The sequence below is a fragment of the Chryseobacterium sp. KACC 21268 genome (assembly GCA_028736075.1).
GTDB lineage: Bacteria > Bacteroidota > Bacteroidia > Flavobacteriales > Weeksellaceae > Epilithonimonas.
Genome location: CP117875.1, coordinates 2,118,423 through 2,138,109, shown reverse-complemented (window position 1 = coordinate 2,138,109; position 19,687 = coordinate 2,118,423). Strand labels below are relative to the sequence as shown.

Sequence of the window (19,687 nt, the reverse complement as noted above, 5' to 3'; positions counted from 1 at the left end):
TTTGTCATTCCGTAGGAATCTAAACTACCAAGTCGAGATTCCTACGGAATGACAAATATTGTGTTTTTAAATGCTTCCTAGATTTTACCAACTCACTTTCTCCTTTTCCTCAAACGGAACTTCAGGATTCAAAATTTCTGCAATCAGATTTCTGATGGAATCTTCCACTTCAGAATCTTCAATATCAATGAAATTGAGTTTTTGCGGACCATTATTCACTTCTGCGAAAGACCAGATGGCGGTTTCCACATTTTCTGGTTTAATGTTGAGTGAATTGGTGATGCAATATTTATAGATCGAAAGTTGTAAAGCTTGTTTGTAGTCGTCGTTAAAAAACAATTCCGGCAATTTTTCTTCTTTATTCTTTCCTAAACTAACAGTTAATTTTTTTGGTTTCGCCGTTTTGTAATCAATCACTCGAGTTACTCCGTCCAGGCGGTCAATTCTGTCGATGAAGCCGTAGAAGCTGATTTTGTCAGTTCGGTTTTCATCAAGATAAAAATCACAATTGATCTCTTTTTCGAGGTCGATGATCTCTAACGCCGAGCCATTTTTCACCAATTCCAGATCGTACTCTACAATGTTGCGCACTACCCTTTTGGCGATTTCTTTATGAATGAAATTCATTCCGCGTTCGTAGAATTCCGATTGGTGTTTTAGTTTTTCAATCGCATCTTCTATAGATTCATCTACTTTTTGAAGTAAATCTTCTAAATCATTTATTGATAGAATTTTACCTTTGATTGGTTCGTGCAAAAACTGTAAAGCATAATGAACCAAATTCCCATAATTTCTTTGAGAAAGTTCTTCCTCGATCTCGTTGGTTTCTCGCGTTTTCAGAATTTGATTAAGGTAAAAATCAATCGGATTATAAAGATAAGTCACAAGATGCGAAGCTGAAACGCGGTTTTTCCATTCGTTCAGAAGTTGCATTACGGCTTCATTTTTCTCGATCTTCATCAGTTCTTGCGAGATTGGTTCGGAAGTATTTTCGATGATGATATGTTCAATGTTGTGTGGACTTTCCATTTCCAATTGTGTGATGAAACGGCTTTTTTCACCTGTGTTGACGCCAGAACTCAATGCATTATAAAGCAGATGGACATTTTCTGAATTTTGAATTAATCTGTAAAAATGATAAGCGTAGATGCTGTCATTTTCGAGAAAAGTATTCAGACCGAAATTCTTGCGGACATCAAACGGAATATATGTGTTTTGTGTATTTCCTAAAGGTAATTTTCCTTCATTAACTGAAAGCAAGATGATATTTTTGAAGTTCAAAAGTCGGGTTTCCAAAAGTCCCATAATCTGAAATCCCGCTAACGGTTCTCCCACAAAATCAATGCTTTCTGTGTTGACCAGTTGATTGATGAGCACTTCTAAAGTCTCAATTTTAATATCAATTTTATAAGGCAACAATTGGTTTTTGATGACTTTGAAAACCTTTTCAAAATGTGCCACATTCTCATACTGAATATCATCCAATTCCTTGAACTTCAATTCGTAACAGAATTTAATTAAGAGATCGAGAAAATCCTGAGTTGACCCTGGTTTTTGAAGAAGCTGGAAATAGCTTAGCTTTCCAAGTAATTCTGCCAATAGATTTTTGGAAATATAAACGATATTCCGCTCCTCGATCTTTGCAATGAAATCTTGAATGATCGCGCCATCGATTTCATCATTTGGAAGTTCTTCCAAGATTGGTAAAACATCGGCATAATAATAGCTGGAAGATTTTTTCTCCTGCTGTTTTTGTAGATAAAGTAGTTTCTTGATCGCGTTGCTGAACGACAAATTCTTCAACGGAAAACCCATCGTGATGTTCACGCTTTCAACAGAAGTCAAGCTGTCCAAAACCGCTGGCAGAAGATTCTCATCCAACAAGACCAAAGCGGTTTCTGACAATTCTTCTTTTGGAATTTTCCTCAGAAGTTCTGGTAAAACCTTTGCCTGAACGATGTTTCCGGAGACTTCGTAGGTCTTGATATTTTTTGGTTGAGAGAATTGGTCATCGATCCAATTGAAATTTCTGTAAAGGTCGAATTCTTTCCACGTGATGGTTTCTCTTAGGAATTTTCCGGATTCCTGTCTTGCATCGTCAATGTAATATTTGTCGGCCTGGAAGTAGGTTTCGGCTTTGTTCCATTGCAGTAATTTTCTGACGAGTTGCTCCTCAACTCTTGATAATGCGTTGAAACCACAGAAAACAAAGTGATTTTGAGTCGATTTAGCGAAAGCTTCTAATTTGGAAAATGCTTCCTGATAGATCATTCCGGAAGTGGCGAGATTCTCGTTCCTTAAGTCTGATTTTAGAAGCGGTAGGAACTCGTTCATTTTTCGCCAGAAATTGAGGTTTCTTTTTCTTGCGTTGTCCTCATCGCCAAGGTCTTCGCCCCAGTTTTTGATGCGTTCCTCGTCCAACATCCATTCGAGGATCTTTTGGTCATTTTCTGAAAATTTCATCATATCGTCCCAATCTTTTTGCAAGGTTGGAAACCATTTGAGGAAGCCGGAAAAATCTTCGGATGTATCTACTTTTTGATACGTTCGGTAAGCGAAAAGCCAGAGTGCGATTCCTTTAATTTCCAGATTTTCGGAGAGTTCTGCGATGAGTTCGTCTATCGTGACAAAGTTGGGAAGAAGGCCTTGGTATTGCTTTTCCTGCAAGATTCTTTTGATAAAAACCATTGGACGCTTTCCGGGTAAGACGATGTCCAACACTGAAAGGTCTTTGTGATTTTCTAATAATTCTGAAATAATCCTGTGGAGAAACTGCATAAAAAAGCCTTTTGAAGTAAAGGCTCAATTTAATTAATTTTTTGCTGATTTTGGGAAAATATTTATCGCAAAGTGCGTAAATTTTGTTTAAAATTATTTAATAATAAGATTACTCTGAAGGTGAGCAAAACCACTTTCGTTGTCATCACTATCTTCGTCTGCTCCCTGCTGCATAAACGCAAACACTCTGCCGTTTTTCGAAAAAGCATAAATGACTCCGCTATGACCTACACCTAATAAATTTAATCGATATTCTGAAGAAAGAGCGTCCATATTTTGAAATTTGGTTTGTATAATTTTTCCAAATTTCACATCAGCTTTCTTAAGGATAAAACTTGATTTTAATTCATCCATATTCATCTCTATCCATTCTTCCAGATTACGATCGCTTTCCACAAATGAAATAGTCACTACTCCACTGGAATTAAATCCGTTTTTTTCAATCGCAAAATATTTCCCAGTTCCAAAATCCTCCTGATCCGAAATTGTCCAACCTACAGGTAAATCTATTTCAAGGTCTTTGTCAGTATAATTTTTCTCTTTAATCTCCTTAGAACAAGAACAAAAAATTGTTACTAATAATAGTGAAATAAAATATCTCATTTAGAATTGTCTTTTGAAATTAAGAGAGTAATTAAAAAATACTACTCAACCACAACCTTCTTTTCAAGGAAAGTACTAGCGCCTGCTGCATCTTTTCCTGTAAAGAATTTGAACGTATAGTTACCCGTTTTTGTAGGTTTGAAGCTGATTCGGCTGCCATCTACATAAGTTCCGTCTGAGCAGGCTTCGTTGGTTTTGTAGCCAAAATTGGCAATCGTTCTTACAGAATCATTGGTATATTGATAGTCGTAACTATAAATCCCTTCGCAGGTTCTGGTAAATGTAGAATATACTTTAAAATCCTGTGCTACACCCAAAGTCATCGTGTCTATCGGGATTTTGACGCTGTCTATTTTGGTGGCAAAAACTTCTTGAATCTGTGGATAATCATCATTGTCGTTGCAGGAAATGAAGCTTGCAAAAGACAGGGAAATCATTGATAAAATAAGTGCTTTCTTCATCATCGTTTCTTTTATTAATTATTGAAATTACCTTTTGATAGATATACGACTTTTTTGGTGTCAAAGAATTCTTCCTCGAAATAATTTTTCAGCTGGAAGATTTCACATCGTAAACCTGCCAATTCCTCTCCAAGATCTCCTCCTTTGAGATACAAAACGCCATTGTGCTTCGGATTGAATTGTTCTTTCTCGAATTTGCCTCTCAGCCAAGTGAGGAAAACTGGCATTTGTGTGACCGCACGACTCACCACGAAATGGAATTTTTCTTTCAATTGTTCCGCTCTCATATGATGTGCAGTGACGTTTTTCAAACCGAGACTTTCCGTAACGCCTTTCACAACGGTGATTTTTTTGCCAATGCTGTCCACCAAAGTGAATTGTGCATTTGGGAAAAGAATCGCTAATGGAATCCCGGGAAAACCGCCTCCAGTTCCGATGTCGAGAACTTTGGTATTGTCCGCAAACTGCATCACTTTTGCAATTCCGAGAGAATGGAGAATGTGCTTTTCGTAGAGACTGTCCGTATCTTTTCTGGAGATGACGTTGATCTTCTCATTCCAATCTTTGTACAATTTTTCGAGCTCTGCGAACTGGTCTTTTTGCTCGCTGGTGATATCTGGGAAATATTTTAAAACTAATTCTAATGACATAGAGCGAAATTATGAATTTTAATATTAGATTAAGAAAAAACCATCAAAAATAATTTTGATGGTTTGAGAAAATTTATGGATTATCTGTGTTTCTAATTTTTATTTCAAAACTTTTTTGGTGATATTGTTTTTTCCTGATTTTGCATTGATGATGTAAATTCCTTCTGCGAAATTGGTTTTATCAATCAAAATCTCCTTCTTGGAAACTTTGGAATCGTAAACCAATCTTCCAAGTGCATCGTAAACGCTTACTTCATCTAGATTGTCTGGTGATTTAACAACAAAGTTCTGAGTGTCTCTGTAAATTTCAATCCCTTTTTTCGAAGAATCTGCAGTTCCTAAAGTTCCCTGAGATTTGTAAAGGATTTCGAAACGATCTTCATATTGTCCTATATTCGTAAAAAATGAGTAAGAATTATTACTAAGATTTGTATAGGTATTTTGATATTTATCGTGCAAATATACCTCTTGGTTTTCAGCGAAAATTCCATCTTTATCTGTAAGATTAATACTGTAAATACCTGACACGGATGCCTTGATACCAAGTTTCACGTAGTCCTCGCTGTACAAAGGTGCGTTCTTTGCCTGGATTCCCAATTTGCGACTATCCAAAATACTCCAGAAAGAATCATTACCGATAGACAAAAGTTCTGTATCAAAATCATTGTCAAAACCGCTTGTAGCATCTGGAAGATATCCCAACAAAATTTCATTATTAATATCGGATGGTGATTTGAATACAAGCCAGAACCTGTCTTTCCTCACCTCTGTTTTGTTGTAGAAATTGGCGTTTTCTGCACGGCGCAACGAATTATTAAAAACCAATGGCTTGTTTTTACCAGTTTCTTTTGCCTGAACGATGAAGCCTTGACCAACCGAGATCATTCCATTCGGCTTCTTGTTGTTATACCCCGAAAAGGTTGCAGAAATTCCACCAGTTCTATTCAGGAGCGCATAGTTGTTAGGTGTATAATTGCTTCCCATTTGAACTTTAATCTTGCTATCATTGTTGGTCCAAAGGAAAATGACACCATTAATCACATCACTGTTTGCTGCTGCTAAAACATCAAAATCAATATTAGAAGGATATGGGTTTCCTACCATGTTGTATCCGTGATCTGCATTTGTCCATTTCATTGGATAGGAAGAGATTTCTCCATTCTGAGGTATTCCTTTGAAGACAAATTGCCAGGTTGGCGATGTTTCTGTCACTTGTTCCAAAAATCTGTTTTGGCCACGAATTGCATAGCCTCTTGCCTGCTGGAAAACAGATGAAGAATTAAGTGTAATATCATTTGCTATTGTGGTAACGAAATAGTCATTCGATTCATTATAAACATAAAACCTGTTCCAAGGTGTTCCCTGAGGACTGCTAGGAGGTGCAGCCTGATTGTAACCATCAGAAAACTGATAAAGATTCTGACCTGAGACAGGAGATGACCAGTAGTTATAGCCCATCTTAGGAATGAGAGCAGATTTTTTAACTGTAATATTTCCGGTATTCTGAAAATTATTTTTCTGTACCAGATTCGCATCATTTTCGACAATGAGACCTGTATCGCTTGCATTGTTGATAATCTGACCATTAACTGTGACAAAACCTCCTGAATTGACCACAAGACTTGCACCGGCATTAACCGTCAAACTATTACTTTCAAAATTCCCATACAGGGACGTGCTGTAATTGGTTGCGATGATTGCACTCTTAGTAGCAGTTGGAAATCCGTTGCTCCAGTTTGGAGAAGCCGAGTTCTGCCAGATGGTGTCTGTTGTAGAATATACTTTGTTGTAAAATAATCCTTCGATTTTTGGACCTAAGTCTCCCGAACGGTACTGGATGACGTAGCTTGAGCTATTATTATACAGATATAATCTTAAATATAGTTTTTCTTCAGGTTCTAATTTGACAAGCGTATTAAACTCGAATTTCAAAGTCTGATAACTCCCGCTGGCTGCCTGAAATCCGGACGCCAGTACGCCCACTTCGCCAGAGAAATTCGCATTTTTGGAGTATCGGATTTCATAATTGGTATTATTGTAACCTCTTGTGATATAGCTAAATGATTTTAACTCTATGGTCTTGATTGTACTTTTATTATCAACTATGAATTGAGTATATTTTGAAGGATCTAATGTTGCATTACTAATATTTCCAAATAAAAAGATGGGTGTGTTTTCTGATCCGTTGGACAGAGAAACGCCGCCGGCAACCGTCATAGAAGTATTGTTTATAAAGCTTTGATACGGTGTACCAACGTGACCGCTGTTATCCCACTGGATCAGCGTTGAAGTTTTATTCTCGACAACATTGATATTAACCGTTGCTGTGTTAGAAGTTCCAAATTTGTTTTTGATATAATAAGAAAATGAGTCAGGACCAGAATAACCTTTTTCTGGTAAATAATTGATTGAATTATCAGCTTTAAGAGTTGTTGTCCCGTGCAAAGGCTGGCTAAAATGTACAGAATCAACCTGATTGCTGTAATCGTCATTAGTGAGAACTTTGATGTCTATATCATCGTTGATAATTGTGGTTACATTATCATTGGTAGCAATAGGCGTTGTTGAACTCGAAGTCAATGTCCCGCGAAAGACCGGACCAACATTATCTCCTTCCTTGAAAAGGATCATAAAACTTTGGTAGGTATTATAGAAATACATCCTTACATAGACTACCTGACCATCTGTCGCAAGTGGTGATGGAAATCCGGTAATTGGAAAATTTGCCATCGAAGAATTAATCGCTGTAGGAGCCAACAGCGTTGCCGGATTGGAAAAATCAGAATTCAGAGAGTAATCAACCCGCAGTGTACCGTTTCCGTAGGCACCACAAGAAATATTCAATTCTGATAAATTTAATTTGTATCCATTATTTGGACTGATGGTGAATTCTATAAATTTATTCTTGTCATACGTGACATCCTGCACCGTGGGCCACCCATTCGTAACGAAGACATTGTGATTGGAATTATTATAATAAAATCCACCTTGCGAAGACAAACTTACACCCACTGCCCGGAGTTTGCTCACCGTCAAATTATTATTATAGGAAGTAGGATTGCCATTAGACAAATTCCATCTGGCAAGATCTGATTGCGCAGAGAAAATGTTTGCAATGAACATTGCAAATAGAATATATAAATTTTTTTTCATCAGTTGTTGTTTAGAAAAATCAACATTGCAAATTTAAGCACCGCCCATCCTCTCAAAAATTGATGTGTGATAAGAAAATGCGGCATAATCATTTTAAAATTTCAAGAAATATCTCTTCAATCTAAGGACATTCTTCAAAAGAAATCATTTGTGTTCTGACTAATAATAATGCAATATTATTCTTAATTTTACAAAAACAGACTATACTAATGGGTAGTTTAAGATTGTAAACAAAAAACTATCCCTAGGGATAGTCGATGTTTACTGTATGTTGTAGGTTTGTAAGAGCTAATTACTACTTATTTTTTTGAATAAGTCTTTTCTATCTTTCAGATCTAGAATATTATAGATGTTTTTCACATGATATTTCACAGTACTCTCTGTAATAAAAAGTTTTTCAGCAATTTCCTTATTGGACAATCCTGCGGCCAGCAATCCCAGCAACTCTTTTTGTCTCTCTGTTAACTTATCGGAGTCTTTGATGGGCAATTCTGGATTTACAAATTTCTCATTGAAATGATAATTTTGCGAATGAGAATACAAGTCTTCCTTCATCTGCAAAATCTCCTCTTCCATTTTTACTTTATCAATTTTCAGACTCCTATTTCTCACGAATGAAAACCCAATAAAAGCCAGAAGCGTACTTGATACAATTAAAGCAATTACTTTCTCCCAAAAATTACGCCTGTTTTCAATTTTTTCTCGCTTTTCCAGAAATGATTTTTCTAAGATGTGCATTTCGGAGATCTTAGCACCCTGGTCTTCTAACTTTCTGAGGGAGTCAAGATTTAATCCAATGATATAGGCTTTATCATACATCTTATTCTCCTTATAAATCCTTTCCATCTCTGCAGCCAAGAATACTTTATACTTCAGAACACCGCAACTTTCAGACATTTTTTCGCTCTCCTTGTAGATGCTTTCCACTTTTCTGATATCCTTTTTCCGGTTGTAAAGCTCCATTGTTTTAGCCATCACGACAGGAAGATTACAGGGATTAACCCTTTTAATGATTGCGGAAGCTTCACTATATCTCTTTTCAGCATCATCATATTTTTGATTTAGCAAAAAAAGATAACCTTCCTGCATCAGTATATAGGCCTTATTTTCCGGAAATGTATTAGGGTAATTCTCTGCAGCAATACGCCTCATCGCCTGGCTGGCTTTTTTGAAATTCTTATTATCAAAATGGACAAAAGCAAATTCATAATGGATTTTCATCCGAAGTACATTGTTCTTAGGCAGTTTTTTTGCAAGTGAACTAGATTTATTGAGATAATCCAAGCACAAAACATAATCATTCACACTTCTGTACGTAGCAGCCATCAGAAAAAGAATATTGGCTTCCTCCTCCTCTGTCAATCCATTAGAGAGCAATAGTTCTGATAATTTTTGCTGTGAAACTTTATGTTTGCCTTCTCTATTATATTGTACGATTGTTTTTTCGAGGGAATTAATATTAATATCTTTCGCACTTAGCATACCGAAAAATAGAAATAGAAGAAGCGGAATATAGTTTTTAATTTTTTTGTTCATTGTGTGTTAAAAAATTCTCTTTAACAATCATTAAATTCTCAAAATGATGTTTTATTAAAAAATTTATTCGCAAAAATAATCAATTATCGACACATTCCGTTGCGTGTAAATACTTATTTTTCCGGGACAAACCACAAAATTAAAATTATGACGTTTTTTCTGAAATTTTCTCAACATTATTTCTAAAACAATCGGCAAATTTTATATTAAAAAATTATATTTGTCATTAAATCTAATTAATAAATAGTTTCATGAGTAAAATTTCGGACAGATTGAACAGACTGAGTTATTCTCAGACTTTCGTGATGAGCAACAAGGCGCGCGATATGAAGGCGGCAGGAATAGATGTAATCAGTTTAACATTGGGAGAGCCAGATTTTGATGTTCCTCAAAAAATAAAACAAGCTGCATTTGACGCCATTAATGAAAATTACAGCCACTACTCTCCTGTACCGGGATTTCTGGAACTAAGACAAGCCATTGCCGCAAAACTTAAAAGAGATAACAATCTGGATTATAAACCATCACAAATCTGTGTTGCTAACGGTGCAAAACAATCTATCATCAATGTTCTGTCGGCTATCGTAAATGATGGCGACGAAGTGATTCTTCCCGCTCCATATTGGGTAAGTTACGACGAGATGGTAAAATTGGTTGGCGGAACCTCTGTTTTCATAGAAACTTCTATTGATACAGAATTCAAATTTACGGCGGAACAACTTGAAAAAGCTATTACGCCTAAAACAAAAGCGTTATTGTACAGTTCGCCTTGTAATCCTTCCGGAAGTTACTACACGAGAGAAGAATTGGAAGCAATCGCAAATGTTGTCGCAAAACATCCTCACGTAACAATCATTTCAGATGAAATCTATGAGTTCATCAATTACGAAGGCGAGCACGTTTCTATTGCAAGTTTCCCACAAGTCTACGAACAAACGGCTGTGATCAACGGAATGAGTAAAGCTTTCGCAATGACTGGTTGGAGAATCGGATATTCTGCTTGCCCAGAATGGTTGGCAACTGCTTGTGACAAAGTTCAAGGTCAGATGACAAGTGGTGCAAATACGGTTGCCCAAAGAGCTTCTATTACTGCAATGCAAATGGATCCTTCAGAATTGCAATATATGATTACCGAGTTTCACAAGAGACGCGATTTGGTTTTTGAATTGATGAAAGACATCAAAGGTTTCAAATGCAATCCGCCAAAAAGTGCCTTTTATTTCTTCCCGGACATTTCCTATTTCATCGGAAAAAACCTGAATGGAACCGAGATAAAAGATGCTGACGACTTTGCAATGTTCCTATTGGAAAATGCGCACGTTGGTTGCGTTGGCGGCGTTAGTTTTGGAAGTCCGGAATGTATTCGTTTTTCCTATGCGGCTTCGGAAGAAGACCTAAGAGAAGCTATGAAAAGAATTAAAGATTGTGTAGAGAAGTTTTAAAAACTGTCAGTCTGAGGTTCTCGAAGACATTATATAAAATCAAACATCACTTAAATGTGGTGTTTTTTTATTTTCTAAATCATCAAAATCCTAACTTAGCACATTCAAAAAGTTAATTAATTGTTTGAAATTTGAATCATATTTTAAACCTTATTGTTTATCAATCTATTAATTAAACTAATTTATGTCCATCTTTTCTCGGATAACACCGTTAGTTTCCAGACTTTCATATTGATAGATTTTATAAATCGATATTTAATATTCAATTCACAAAATCTTTGTAATTTCGCACTATCAAAAAATAACAATTAAAACTTAAATATTATGTCATTAGTAGGAAAATTATTCCCAAATGTAGCGATTGATGCAATGAGCGAAATGGGCGACGATCTTAAAATCAACGTTTTTGAAGAAGCAGTGAACAATCAGCAAAAAGTAATTTTGTTCTGGTATCCAAAAGATTTCACCTTTGTTTGCCCTACAGAATTGCACGCTTTCCAAGAGGCTTTACCAGAATTTCAAAAGAGAAATACAGTGATCATCGGTGCATCTTGCGATACAAATGAAGTACATTTCGCATGGTTGAACACACCAAAAGACAACGGCGGAATCGAAGGTGTAACTTACCCGATCTTAGCTGACACACACAGACAATTGGCAAACATCCTTGGAATTGTAGATCAGGATTTGGATTACGATGAAGAAGGAAATGAGGTTTACACAGGTTCTAACGTAACTTACAGAGCTACTTATTTGATCGACGAAACTGGAAAGATCTTCCACGAGTCTGTAAACGATATGCCACTTGGAAGAAACGTGAAAGAATATCTTCGTTTGATCGATGCTTACTCTCACGTTCAAAAACACGGTGAAGTTTGTCCTGCAAACTGGGAAGAAGGTAAAGAAGCAATGAATGCCAACAGAACTGGCGTTGCAGAATACTTCAGCAAAAACTAATATAACAATGTAAAAAATGTAACAGTTTAACAATGAATTAATTAATGACAAATTGTTAAACTGCTACATTGCTAAATTTATAAAATTATGTACATAGAACTTACAGAAGACAACTTGCAACAAATTGTAAGTGAGAATGATAAAGTGATGGTTCAGTATGGTGCAACGTGGTGTGGAAACTGCAGAATTATGAAACCGAAATTCAAAAAATTGGCTTCAGAAAATGACGAGATTCCTTTCTATTACGTAGATGCAGAAAAATTGCCAGAAAGCAGAAAGTTGGCGACAGTTGACAATTTGCCAACATTCGCAGTGTTCGAAGGTGGCGCTTTGAAAAGCCAAGTTCAAACCAACAAGGCTGACAGCTTGACCACGTTATTTTCAGAAATTAAGAATTAAAATTAAATCGTTTCTAATATTTTTAATCATTTAATTTTTTTAATCTTTAAATCAAAATAATGAAATTACCCATCATAAGACAGTTTTATCAAAACCAAACGCCAGAAAATCTGGAAGCGACTTTGGAAGTTTTGGAAAGTTTTTCAGAATTCCGAAATGTTTCTGAGGAAGATTTGAACGTTGCGGGAGAATTGATCACCAACATTTGCGGTGCGCTTGAAGTTCACGCAAATGTCAACAATGGAATGAGCGAAAAAGATGCGCTCAACTCATTTGCTCAAAAAGTAATGGGATCCATTGATAAATAAAAGTTAACTTTTATATGATATCGAGGCTTTAGAATCATTTCTAAAGCCTTTTTTATTAAATTTGAATAAATCAAAAACTATGAAGGATTTTATCAAAGCACTTCCAAAAGCTGAATTGCATTTGCATATCGAAGGAAGTTTCGAACCAGAACTGATGTTCGAGATTGCCCAAAGAAACCAGATCGCAATTCCTTACAAAACCATCGACGAGGTCAAGAAAGCCTATCAATTCTCTTGTCTTCAGGATTTTCTTGATATTTATTACGCCGGAGCTGGCGTTCTGATCCACGAGAAAGATTTCTATGATTTGGCGATGGCTTATTATAAAAAATGCTACGAGAACAATGTGATTCACACCGAAATAATGTTCGATCCACAAACACATACAGAACGTGGAATTTCCTTCGAAACGGTGATCAACGGTTTGCAAAAAGCAAGAATCGATGCAAAAGAAAAATGGGGAATCAATTCTTTGTTGATTATGAGTTATCTGCGACATTTGTCCGAGGATTCAGCATTTGAAACTTTGAAACAATCGCTTCCCTACAAAGATATCATCACAGCTGTAGGATTGGATTCTTCCGAAATGGGAAATCCGCCAAGCAGATTCAAAAATGTGTTTGAAGCGTCTGTGAAAGAAGGTTACATTCCCGTTGCTCACGCTGGCGAAGAAGGTCCAACTGAATATATTTGGGAAGCCATCGATGTTTTGAAAGTTGCAAGGATCGACCACGGAAACAGATGTTTGGAAGATGAAAATCTGGTGAATGAAATCGTCAAACGAGATTTGGCTTTAACAGTTTGTCCACTTTCTAATCTTGAGTTGAGAAACACAGACGTAATGACCAATCATCCTTTGAAAAAGCTTTTGGATAAAGACATCAAAGCAACCGTCAACTCTGATGATCCTGCATATTTTGGTGGATATATGAATGCGAATTTTGTTGCGGTTCAGGAAGCTTTGAATCTTTCGAAAGAAGAGATTGTAACATTGGTTAAAAATTCTTTTAATTACGCGTTTGCGACAGATGAGCAGAAGAAAGCTTACTTGGAAAAAGTTGATGAAGTTGTTTCTAAATATTAATGATGAAAATTAAACCCTTCAGTTATTCACTTTTATTTATTTTATTAACTAATTGCTCAGAGCATTCCTTGAAAACTATGGATTTTGGTGATTTTCAAGTTCAAGTTCCAAGACATTGGAAAGAATTAAAAGTCATTCCTTATGACAGCAACGCGGGAATTATTGTAACAAAAAACAAAGATTCGATTCACTTTGATTATGGAATGTACTCAAATTCTCTTGAAGAAAATCCAATAATTATTGATCGCATATTTCTTAAAGAAATTCTATCACAAGATCCTAAAATTGACACATCAGATTTTATTATTGTAAAAAGTACTAAAAATGTAAATAGAGAGGATTATATAAAAAGTAAAATTTCTTACAAAAATATAGATGGTTACAAAGCCAAGGTTCTAATTCCAAAAAAAATTGGAAAAGGAATTACTGGAATTTATATAGATAAAATAGAAACTGAATTGCACGGTGAAGTAAAGTTCAATTTTATGGGAGAAAACTTGACAAAAGAAACTCAAACAGAATTGTTAAAAGCTGTCACTACTTTAAAGTTCAAATAAACTAAGAATTACAAATCAAAACATATAGATAATGAATAAAGTTTACAAGTTTTTAATGATTCTCCTGTCATTAAATTTATTTTCACAAACTGACAGAAATGGAAATCCCGTTTTTAATTCAGTTACAGTTTCTGAGGAAAAATTGAATGGTTATCAACTCAATACGAATTATTATACGATTGACAACAACATCAATAATAAGAATTCTTCAGTTTTTATGAGTGAAAATCCTACGTTGGATCAAGTAGAAAAGTTTGCTACAAAATTACCGTCTGATTTCTTTCTTATCGTAAAAGATAATTCACCAATTAATATGGTTATGGTCGTGGAGAATCCCGATAAAAAGTACTTTGTGATCAATCCATCCACGGGCAATAGCAAAACTTTTGAATGCAATCTGCAAGGAGACATTACTGAAACCCGAGCTAAGGAAATTATCGAGAAAAAATATGATTCGACAGCCAAAATAATTGATAACAAGTTGTTTTTCAATAATAAAGAATTTAAGATAATTTCTAGTGATGAACTAAAAAAAGGCATTACGAAATTAATTGAAAAGGAAAAGCTGAATGAAGGAAAAGCCAGTGATTTAAAAATTGCTGACAAAGCGCTTTTACGAAAAACTATAATTGATGAAAGTAAAGTTGGCGGAAAATTAGACTTCTTTACTGAAATCAAAGGTCAAGAGATGGATGGCATTCAAGTAAAAAAAGGTATTTTTTCAACAAAACAAAATATTGCTATTTACAAGTGGGGACGAGCAAATTTTGAAATGGGAGTCAATACGTTTGATGATGCTATTGAAATTTGGGGAGAAATAAAAGGAAGAAAAGCAAATCAGAGAGAAATTGATTATATCAAAATGGGATTTAATAAGGAATTAGAAAAATAAAACTGATCAGTTTTTAAGAATCATCAAACTCCTTTTATGATTTTGAAAACCATAATGTTCATAGAGTTTTTTCGCTTTGTCATTATGGTTTTCGATTTCTAAAAGCACCACTTTAGAGCCGTTTTCAAACGAGTAATCTTTTACAAATTCCAGCGCTTTTTTCCCCAGCGACTTTCCCTGAAATTCTGGTTTGATGAACAACTCATCCAAAAACAAGATCTCACCACCAAATTCGAAGCTGAAATATTTTACAAGAATAATGTAGCCCGCAATTTCGCCTTCGAAGCAGATTTTGAAACAATCGCCATATTTTTCTTCATTAATGAATTTGGCGAAATTTTCAGTCGTCACTTTTTCATCAAAAGGATAAAGATCAATGGCGTAGAAATCCTTCATCATTTGAGATAATTCAGGAATATCTGCGGTTTTTGCTTTTAAAATTTCGTAGTTCATTTTTTCTTTTTTTCTCTCCAAAGCCAGGGCGCTATCGGATCTTTATCTTGCCAAAGTCCTACTCTTTTTTTTCGGGCTTCAATTTCCAGTTTTGCATAAACCGGATCTTTAGAATATTTTGTGAAATGCCAAGCCATTCCCAGCTTTACCATTTCCTGATTCACGTTCTGCTTTTTATCATTGATGACAACTGCAATCAATCTTTTGTATCGGTCATATTTCTCACCTTTGATCGTTACAATTCTTCCGAAACAAAGATCTGACAAGACGATTTTAGCATTATTTCCAAAAGGTTGTTTTCCTCTTTTCTCAGGACAATCGATGTGTGCTAAGCGGATTTTTGTGGGAACATTTTTGTAAAGAACTTCCATCGTGTCGCCATCCATTATTCCGATGACTTTTGCAGAAAATGTTTTGTTGGAAAGCTTCTCGGAAAGTTGTGTTTGTCCAAATATCTGAACTGAAAATAAAATTAGGAATAGGAAATTTCGCATTCAAAAATTTAAATCTCAAATTTCTTCTTTGCCAATTCTTTTCTAACTCTGCTCAAACTTTCGGGCGTGATTCCAAGGTACGAAGCAACCATCCATTGTGGTGCCCTCAGCATTAGATTGGGATATTTTTTAAGGAAATCCATATAACGTTCTTCGGCAGTTGTGCTGATCAATGCATTCACTCTGTTCTGCAGATTTTTGATATGATTGAACATCAATCGCTGGTTTTTCTCTGCAACATCAGGATAAACTTTGGACAGATTTTCGAAAAAGCCTTCTTTCGTAATGATGACAGTACTTTCCTCGATGGCTTCAATGTAAAACCTCGATTTCTCATTCAGCAACTGGCTTGTTGTGTCGGAAATAATCCAGTTTTCAGGCGCAAATTGAATCACGTGCTCTTTCCCAGCTTTGTCTATGGAATACATTCTGAGCAACCCTTTTTCCACAAAAAAAGTAGAATCCGAAATCTCGCCTTCTCTCAGGATGATCTCGTTTTTCTTCACTTCTTTTACTTCGTAGAACGTTGCGCAAACTTCTAAACTATCAATCGGAACGCCTAAGATCTTGGAAAGATGATTGCGAAAATTTTGATATACCATTTATTGTCTTGTGTGTTTTTAATTTTGGTACAATTGATTCTGAACTAGACTTTGTCCAAATCAATACTTTGGTGCGACGCGTTGTAGAACGCTTTTCCATTTTCCAAAGCGATGAGTTGCGGACTTTGGTGCGTGACATCAAAACGGCTTTCGATCTCATTTGAAATATCACGATGCGCTATCAAATCCAAGAAATAATATGATTGATCTTTATCCGAATCTTGCATCTGCTTTTCAAACGACTTCAAAACAGTTTTGCTAATGAAACAACGCGTCGAGTGCTTGAAAATCAACACCTTCTGCTGAAATGATCTTTCAACAGCCAAATCTAGATCTTTCTCACTTTCTATCTTTTTCCAAAGACTTTTACTCTGATCCTGCTCTTCTTTCTTTCCGAATATTTGGTCTAAAAATCCCATCAAATTAATTTGAGTAAAAATAAGATTTTCCCATCAGAAAATAAAATCTTTTTTTTTAATGGTGATGAAAAAGATGGCCAGTCAATGCCAGGGCAATCCCGACAATCACAAGCACGATCTTTTGCCAATCCATTTTGTGATTCTTGTTGCTTTCAAAGATAATAACTGACGAAATATGAAGGAAAATCCCGCCAACAACGGCCAAGAAATAAACTTTCAAATCCTCGTCAAAGTATCTTCCCAGCAACATTCCCAAAGGTGAAGCTAATGCGAAAACGGAAACGATGACCCAAAATTTGGTAGAGAAATTTTTGCTGTGCGCCAGGAAACTTCCCAACACAAAAGAAATTGGAATATTATGAAACAAGATCCCCAAAAGATACGGCGACAAAGTCTCTTTCTCGTGTGACAAAGGAATTCCCTCGATAAAAGCGTGAACGAACAAGCCCGCAATCAGCGCCACTGGAAGAATCGCGTGATCGTCTGAATGATGATGAAGATGGCCGTGTTCAAAACCTTTGGTCAGATTTTCCAACAGCATTTGAATCAAAACACCCAGAATTACGAAGATTCCAATTTGATGTCCGCCTAATTCATAAACCTCGGGAAAAACCTCGTTGAGGCAAATCGTAATCAGGAAACCGGCACTCAGAATCAAAAGATTTTTAGCGAATTGCTGTTTGCTCCCGAAGTATTTTCCGAGAAAAACACCGATTAAGACGCTCAATATGAGTAGTAAAATTATAATCATAATGTTTAGTTTGAAGATGGAAGTTGGATGTTGGAAGTCTTCCCTCTTCCGTCTTCTGACTTCTGGCGTTTAAACAAGTTGATACAGCGTGGCGAAGTCGATTCATCAAAATCATTCAGTTGATAATCGCCCCATCTTTTCACCAGTTCAAAACCGAATTCTTGCGCATATTGTTGGATCTTTTCAGCGGACGTCAGTTTTACTCTTTCGAAAAAATGAAACTTTTTGCCTTTGTCTTCAAAATCGATTTCTTTTACAATGTATTCGTTTTCAATATGTTTTTTGACATTGAAAAGAATATTTTCTTTCTCAACAGAACTTTGCGGAACAATTACATTTTTCACAAATTCAGAATTCAAAAAGTCTAAAACAAAATAACCTTCATCCTTCAAAACATCCGAAACAGATTTGAAAACACTTCTATCTTCGGCTTCCGTTTCGAAATATCCAAAACTCGTAAACAAATTGAAAACCGCATCTACAGGCTCGCTTTCAACCGGGTTTCTCATATCGTGAACCTGAAACTTCAAAGTTTCTGTCTCGAATTGCTTATCAAAACGGATACTTTGCTCAGACAAGTCCAAACCTAAAACCTCGTAACCCAACTTATTAAGATAAACAGAATGCCTGCCTTTTCCACAAGCTAAATCGATTATTTTTGAATTTTTCTCAAGTTTTAGAAAATCGGTTAAAAGATTCAGAAAGTTTTCTGCTTCGTTGTAATCTCTGTTGTTGTATAAAATATGATAATATGGTGTATCAAACCATTCTTCGAACCATTGCATTTTGCAAAAATAGTGAAAATAGACGTGAGACAAATAGAATATAGATGATAGATTTTTCAAATCAATTATCATTTATCGATTATCATTCATTAATTTTGCAGAATGGATATAGAAAATCTACAGATACAGGTCAAGACTTTTTTCGGATTAGAACAGATTTTGGCAGAAGAAGTCAAGAAATTGGGAGGTAAAAATGTGGAAGTCAAAAATCGTGCAGTCACTTGCGAAGGCGATTTGGGATTCCTTTACAAACTCAATTATTCTTGCAGAACCGCCGTTAAGATCATCATTCCGATTATGGAATTCAAGGCTTACAATGAAAGTAAATATTACGATAAGCTTTTCAAGTTTGAATGGGACGAGTTCTTGGACAAAAACCAGACTTTTGCGATAGACGCGACTGTAAATTCTGAGAGATTTCACCATTCTCAGTTTATGACTTTGAAAATGAAAGACGCCATTGTGGATTATTTTCAGGACAAACATAAGATGAGACCAAGCGTGAACAAGGACAATCCGGATATCAAATTCCATCTTCACATCGATAGAGAGTTGGTAACGATTTCCATTGATAGTTCCGGCGATCCGCTTTTCAAACGTGGTTACAGACAGGAACAAACTGTAGCACCGATCAACGAAGTTTTGGCTTCGGGAATGTTGCAATTGGCAGGTTGGGACGGAAAGGGAAATTTCCTAGACCCAATGTGTGGTTCCGGAACATTGTTGATAGAAGCGGCGATGATTGCGATGGATTTGCCAGCGCAGACTTTCAGAAGATATTTTGGTTTCCAGAACTGGAAAAACTACGATTCTGAATTATTCAAAACCATCAAAGAAGTACGATTGAATCGTGTGAGAGAATTCACAGGGAAAATAGTTGGTTATGACATCGATTCCGAAGCTTTGGACATTGCGCATATCAACATAGAATCTGCCGAAATGGAAGATGTCATCACACTTAGAAATAAAGATTTCTTCGAATCCGAAAAAGATCTATTTCCATTGTTGATGGTATTCAATCCGCCTTATGATGAGAGAATTTCTATTAATGATGATGATTTCTACAAGAAGATCGGAGACACTTTCAAACAACATTATCCAAACACTTTGGCTTGGCTGATCTCTGCAGATCTTGACGCGCCGAAGAAAATTGGATTGAGACCATCAAGAAAAATCAAATTGTTCAATGGGAAATTGGAAACAAGATTCCTGCAATATGAAATGTATGATGGTTCTAAGAAAGGGAAGTATATGAATAAGGAAGCGGAATAAAATGTTCTATCTTTTATCAATAATATTTTTCGGTTTAGGTATTTGGGAATATAGAAAATATTTAAATAATTACAGAGACATAAATACGTCA

The 19,687-nt window shown here is 35.8% G+C and carries 20 protein-coding genes; 8 read left to right on the top strand and 12 right to left on the bottom strand.

The window, feature by feature from the left end; all coding sequences use genetic code 11:
• Positions 1-84: 84 nt before the first annotated feature.
• The 6 genes from PQ459_09845 to PQ459_09820 form a co-directional block, all read right to left on the bottom strand.
• Entirely contained in the window at positions 85-2,778 is a 2,694-nt protein-coding gene (locus PQ459_09845) for a PD-(D/E)XK nuclease family protein (GenBank protein ID WDF45200.1), read from the bottom strand.
• Between the two features lie 93 nt (positions 2,779-2,871).
• Positions 2,872-3,381 (bottom strand): hypothetical protein, encoded by a 510-nt coding sequence (locus PQ459_09840; protein WDF45199.1) that lies wholly within the window; start codon positions 3,379-3,381, stop codon positions 2,872-2,874.
• Between the two features lie 41 nt (positions 3,382-3,422).
• A complete protein-coding gene (locus PQ459_09835; GenBank protein WDF45198.1) occupies positions 3,423-3,842 on the bottom strand; it encodes a hypothetical protein in 420 nt (139 codons plus the stop codon).
• A 14-nt stretch (positions 3,843-3,856) separates the two neighbouring features.
• Positions 3,857-4,492 (bottom strand): 16S rRNA (guanine(527)-N(7))-methyltransferase RsmG, encoded by a 636-nt coding sequence (gene rsmG, locus PQ459_09830; GenBank protein ID WDF45197.1) that lies wholly within the window; start codon positions 4,490-4,492, stop codon positions 3,857-3,859.
• A gap of 99 nt (positions 4,493-4,591) precedes the next feature.
• A complete protein-coding gene (locus PQ459_09825) occupies positions 4,592-7,645 on the bottom strand; it encodes an Ig-like domain-containing protein (GenBank protein WDF45196.1) in 3,054 nt (1,017 codons plus the stop codon).
• A 288-nt stretch (positions 7,646-7,933) separates the two neighbouring features.
• Complete coding sequence (locus PQ459_09820; protein WDF45195.1) at positions 7,934-9,181, bottom strand: LuxR C-terminal-related transcriptional regulator; 1,248 nt, start codon at positions 9,179-9,181, stop codon at positions 7,934-7,936.
• A gap of 251 nt (positions 9,182-9,432) precedes the next feature.
• Here PQ459_09820 and PQ459_09815 point away from each other — a divergent pair, with 251 nt between their 5' ends.
• The 7 genes from PQ459_09815 (at position 9,433) to PQ459_09785 (ending at position 14,820) form a co-directional block, all read left to right on the top strand.
• A complete protein-coding gene (locus PQ459_09815; protein WDF45194.1) occupies positions 9,433-10,623 on the top strand; it encodes a pyridoxal phosphate-dependent aminotransferase in 1,191 nt (396 codons plus the stop codon).
• Positions 10,624-10,947: 324 nt separating this feature from the next.
• The gene (locus tag PQ459_09810; GenBank protein ID WDF45193.1) at positions 10,948-11,580 is read left to right on the top strand and encodes a peroxiredoxin; all 633 of its coding nucleotides are present in this window, start codon (positions 10,948-10,950) and stop codon (positions 11,578-11,580) included.
• An 87-nt stretch (positions 11,581-11,667) separates the two neighbouring features.
• Positions 11,668-11,979: a thioredoxin family protein gene (locus PQ459_09805; GenBank protein ID WDF45192.1), complete on the top strand. Its 312-nt coding sequence runs from the start codon at positions 11,668-11,670 to the stop codon at positions 11,977-11,979.
• Between the two features lie 59 nt (positions 11,980-12,038).
• Positions 12,039-12,287, top strand: a complete 249-nt coding sequence (locus PQ459_09800) for a hypothetical protein (GenBank protein ID WDF45191.1) — start codon at positions 12,039-12,041, stop codon at positions 12,285-12,287.
• A gap of 79 nt (positions 12,288-12,366) precedes the next feature.
• On the top strand, positions 12,367-13,371 hold the full coding sequence (locus PQ459_09795) for an adenosine deaminase (GenBank protein ID WDF45190.1): 1,005 nt from the start codon (positions 12,367-12,369) through the stop codon (positions 13,369-13,371).
• A gap of 77 nt (positions 13,372-13,448) precedes the next feature.
• The gene (locus tag PQ459_09790; protein ID WDF45189.1) at positions 13,449-13,928 is read left to right on the top strand and encodes a hypothetical protein; all 480 of its coding nucleotides are present in this window, start codon (positions 13,449-13,451) and stop codon (positions 13,926-13,928) included.
• Between the two features lie 31 nt (positions 13,929-13,959).
• Positions 13,960-14,820, top strand: coding sequence for a hypothetical protein (locus PQ459_09785; GenBank protein ID WDF45188.1), 861 nt, complete (start codon positions 13,960-13,962; stop codon positions 14,818-14,820).
• A 6-nt stretch (positions 14,821-14,826) separates the two neighbouring features.
• Here PQ459_09785 and PQ459_09780 read toward each other — a convergent pair whose 3' ends face one another.
• The 6 genes from PQ459_09780 to PQ459_09755 are packed head-to-tail and all read right to left on the bottom strand — an operon-like array spanning position 14,827 to position 18,324.
• The gene (locus tag PQ459_09780; protein ID WDF45187.1) at positions 14,827-15,273 is read right to left on the bottom strand and encodes a GNAT family N-acetyltransferase; all 447 of its coding nucleotides are present in this window, start codon (positions 15,271-15,273) and stop codon (positions 14,827-14,829) included.
• Positions 15,270-15,767, bottom strand: coding sequence for a thermonuclease family protein (locus tag PQ459_09775; protein ID WDF45186.1), 498 nt, complete (start codon positions 15,765-15,767; stop codon positions 15,270-15,272). The genes PQ459_09780 and PQ459_09775 overlap by 4 nt, the downstream gene beginning before the upstream one ends.
• Positions 15,768-15,775: 8 nt before the next feature.
• Positions 15,776-16,369: a Crp/Fnr family transcriptional regulator gene (locus tag PQ459_09770; protein ID WDF45185.1), complete on the bottom strand. Its 594-nt coding sequence runs from the start codon at positions 16,367-16,369 to the stop codon at positions 15,776-15,778.
• A 44-nt stretch (positions 16,370-16,413) separates the two neighbouring features.
• The gene (ytxJ, locus tag PQ459_09765) at positions 16,414-16,788 is read right to left on the bottom strand and encodes a bacillithiol system redox-active protein YtxJ (GenBank protein WDF45184.1); all 375 of its coding nucleotides are present in this window, start codon (positions 16,786-16,788) and stop codon (positions 16,414-16,416) included.
• A 55-nt stretch (positions 16,789-16,843) separates the two neighbouring features.
• Positions 16,844-17,536 carry a ZIP family metal transporter gene (locus PQ459_09760; GenBank protein ID WDF48714.1) on the bottom strand — a complete coding sequence of 231 codons (693 nt, stop codon included), beginning with the start codon at positions 17,534-17,536 and terminating at the stop codon, positions 16,844-16,846.
• A gap of 8 nt (positions 17,537-17,544) precedes the next feature.
• On the bottom strand, positions 17,545-18,324 hold the full coding sequence (locus PQ459_09755; GenBank protein WDF45183.1) for a class I SAM-dependent methyltransferase: 780 nt from the start codon (positions 18,322-18,324) through the stop codon (positions 17,545-17,547).
• A gap of 102 nt (positions 18,325-18,426) precedes the next feature.
• Between PQ459_09755 and PQ459_09750 the strand changes: the two genes are divergently transcribed.
• Positions 18,427-19,596 (top strand): class I SAM-dependent RNA methyltransferase, encoded by a 1,170-nt coding sequence (locus tag PQ459_09750; protein ID WDF45182.1) that lies wholly within the window; start codon positions 18,427-18,429, stop codon positions 19,594-19,596.
• The last annotated feature ends 91 nt before the right edge of the window (positions 19,597-19,687 follow it).

Bases quoted from the DNA above. Each gene is read 5' to 3' on its own strand.
- PQ459_09845 (WDF45200.1), bottom strand. From the start codon at position 2,778: ATGCAGTTTCTCCACAGGATTATTTCAGAATTATTAGAAAATCACAAA.
- PQ459_09840 (WDF45199.1), bottom strand. From the start codon at position 3,381: ATGAGATATTTTATTTCACTATTATTAGTAACAATTTTTTGTTCTTGT.
- PQ459_09835 (WDF45198.1), bottom strand. From the start codon at position 3,842: ATGAAGAAAGCACTTATTTTATCAATGATTTCCCTGTCTTTTGCAAGC.
- rsmG (WDF45197.1), bottom strand. From the start codon at position 4,492: ATGTCATTAGAATTAGTTTTAAAATATTTCCCAGATATCACCAGCGAG.
- PQ459_09825 (WDF45196.1), bottom strand. From the start codon at position 7,645: ATGAAAAAAAATTTATATATTCTATTTGCAATGTTCATTGCAAACATT.
- PQ459_09820 (WDF45195.1), bottom strand. From the start codon at position 9,181: ATGAACAAAAAAATTAAAAACTATATTCCGCTTCTTCTATTTCTATTT.
- PQ459_09815 (WDF45194.1), top strand. From the start codon at position 9,433: ATGAGTAAAATTTCGGACAGATTGAACAGACTGAGTTATTCTCAGACT.
- PQ459_09810 (WDF45193.1), top strand. From the start codon at position 10,948: ATGTCATTAGTAGGAAAATTATTCCCAAATGTAGCGATTGATGCAATG.
- PQ459_09805 (WDF45192.1), top strand. From the start codon at position 11,668: ATGTACATAGAACTTACAGAAGACAACTTGCAACAAATTGTAAGTGAG.
- PQ459_09800 (WDF45191.1), top strand. From the start codon at position 12,039: ATGAAATTACCCATCATAAGACAGTTTTATCAAAACCAAACGCCAGAA.
- PQ459_09795 (WDF45190.1), top strand. From the start codon at position 12,367: ATGAAGGATTTTATCAAAGCACTTCCAAAAGCTGAATTGCATTTGCAT.
- PQ459_09790 (WDF45189.1), top strand. From the start codon at position 13,449: ATGGATTTTGGTGATTTTCAAGTTCAAGTTCCAAGACATTGGAAAGAA.
- PQ459_09785 (WDF45188.1), top strand. From the start codon at position 13,960: ATGAATAAAGTTTACAAGTTTTTAATGATTCTCCTGTCATTAAATTTA.
- PQ459_09780 (WDF45187.1), bottom strand. From the start codon at position 15,273: ATGAACTACGAAATTTTAAAAGCAAAAACCGCAGATATTCCTGAATTA.
- PQ459_09775 (WDF45186.1), bottom strand. From the start codon at position 15,767: ATGCGAAATTTCCTATTCCTAATTTTATTTTCAGTTCAGATATTTGGA.
- PQ459_09770 (WDF45185.1), bottom strand. From the start codon at position 16,369: ATGGTATATCAAAATTTTCGCAATCATCTTTCCAAGATCTTAGGCGTT.
- ytxJ (WDF45184.1), bottom strand. From the start codon at position 16,788: ATGGGATTTTTAGACCAAATATTCGGAAAGAAAGAAGAGCAGGATCAG.
- PQ459_09755 (WDF45183.1), bottom strand. From the start codon at position 18,324: ATGCAATGGTTCGAAGAATGGTTTGATACACCATATTATCATATTTTA.
- PQ459_09750 (WDF45182.1), top strand. From the start codon at position 18,427: ATGGATATAGAAAATCTACAGATACAGGTCAAGACTTTTTTCGGATTA.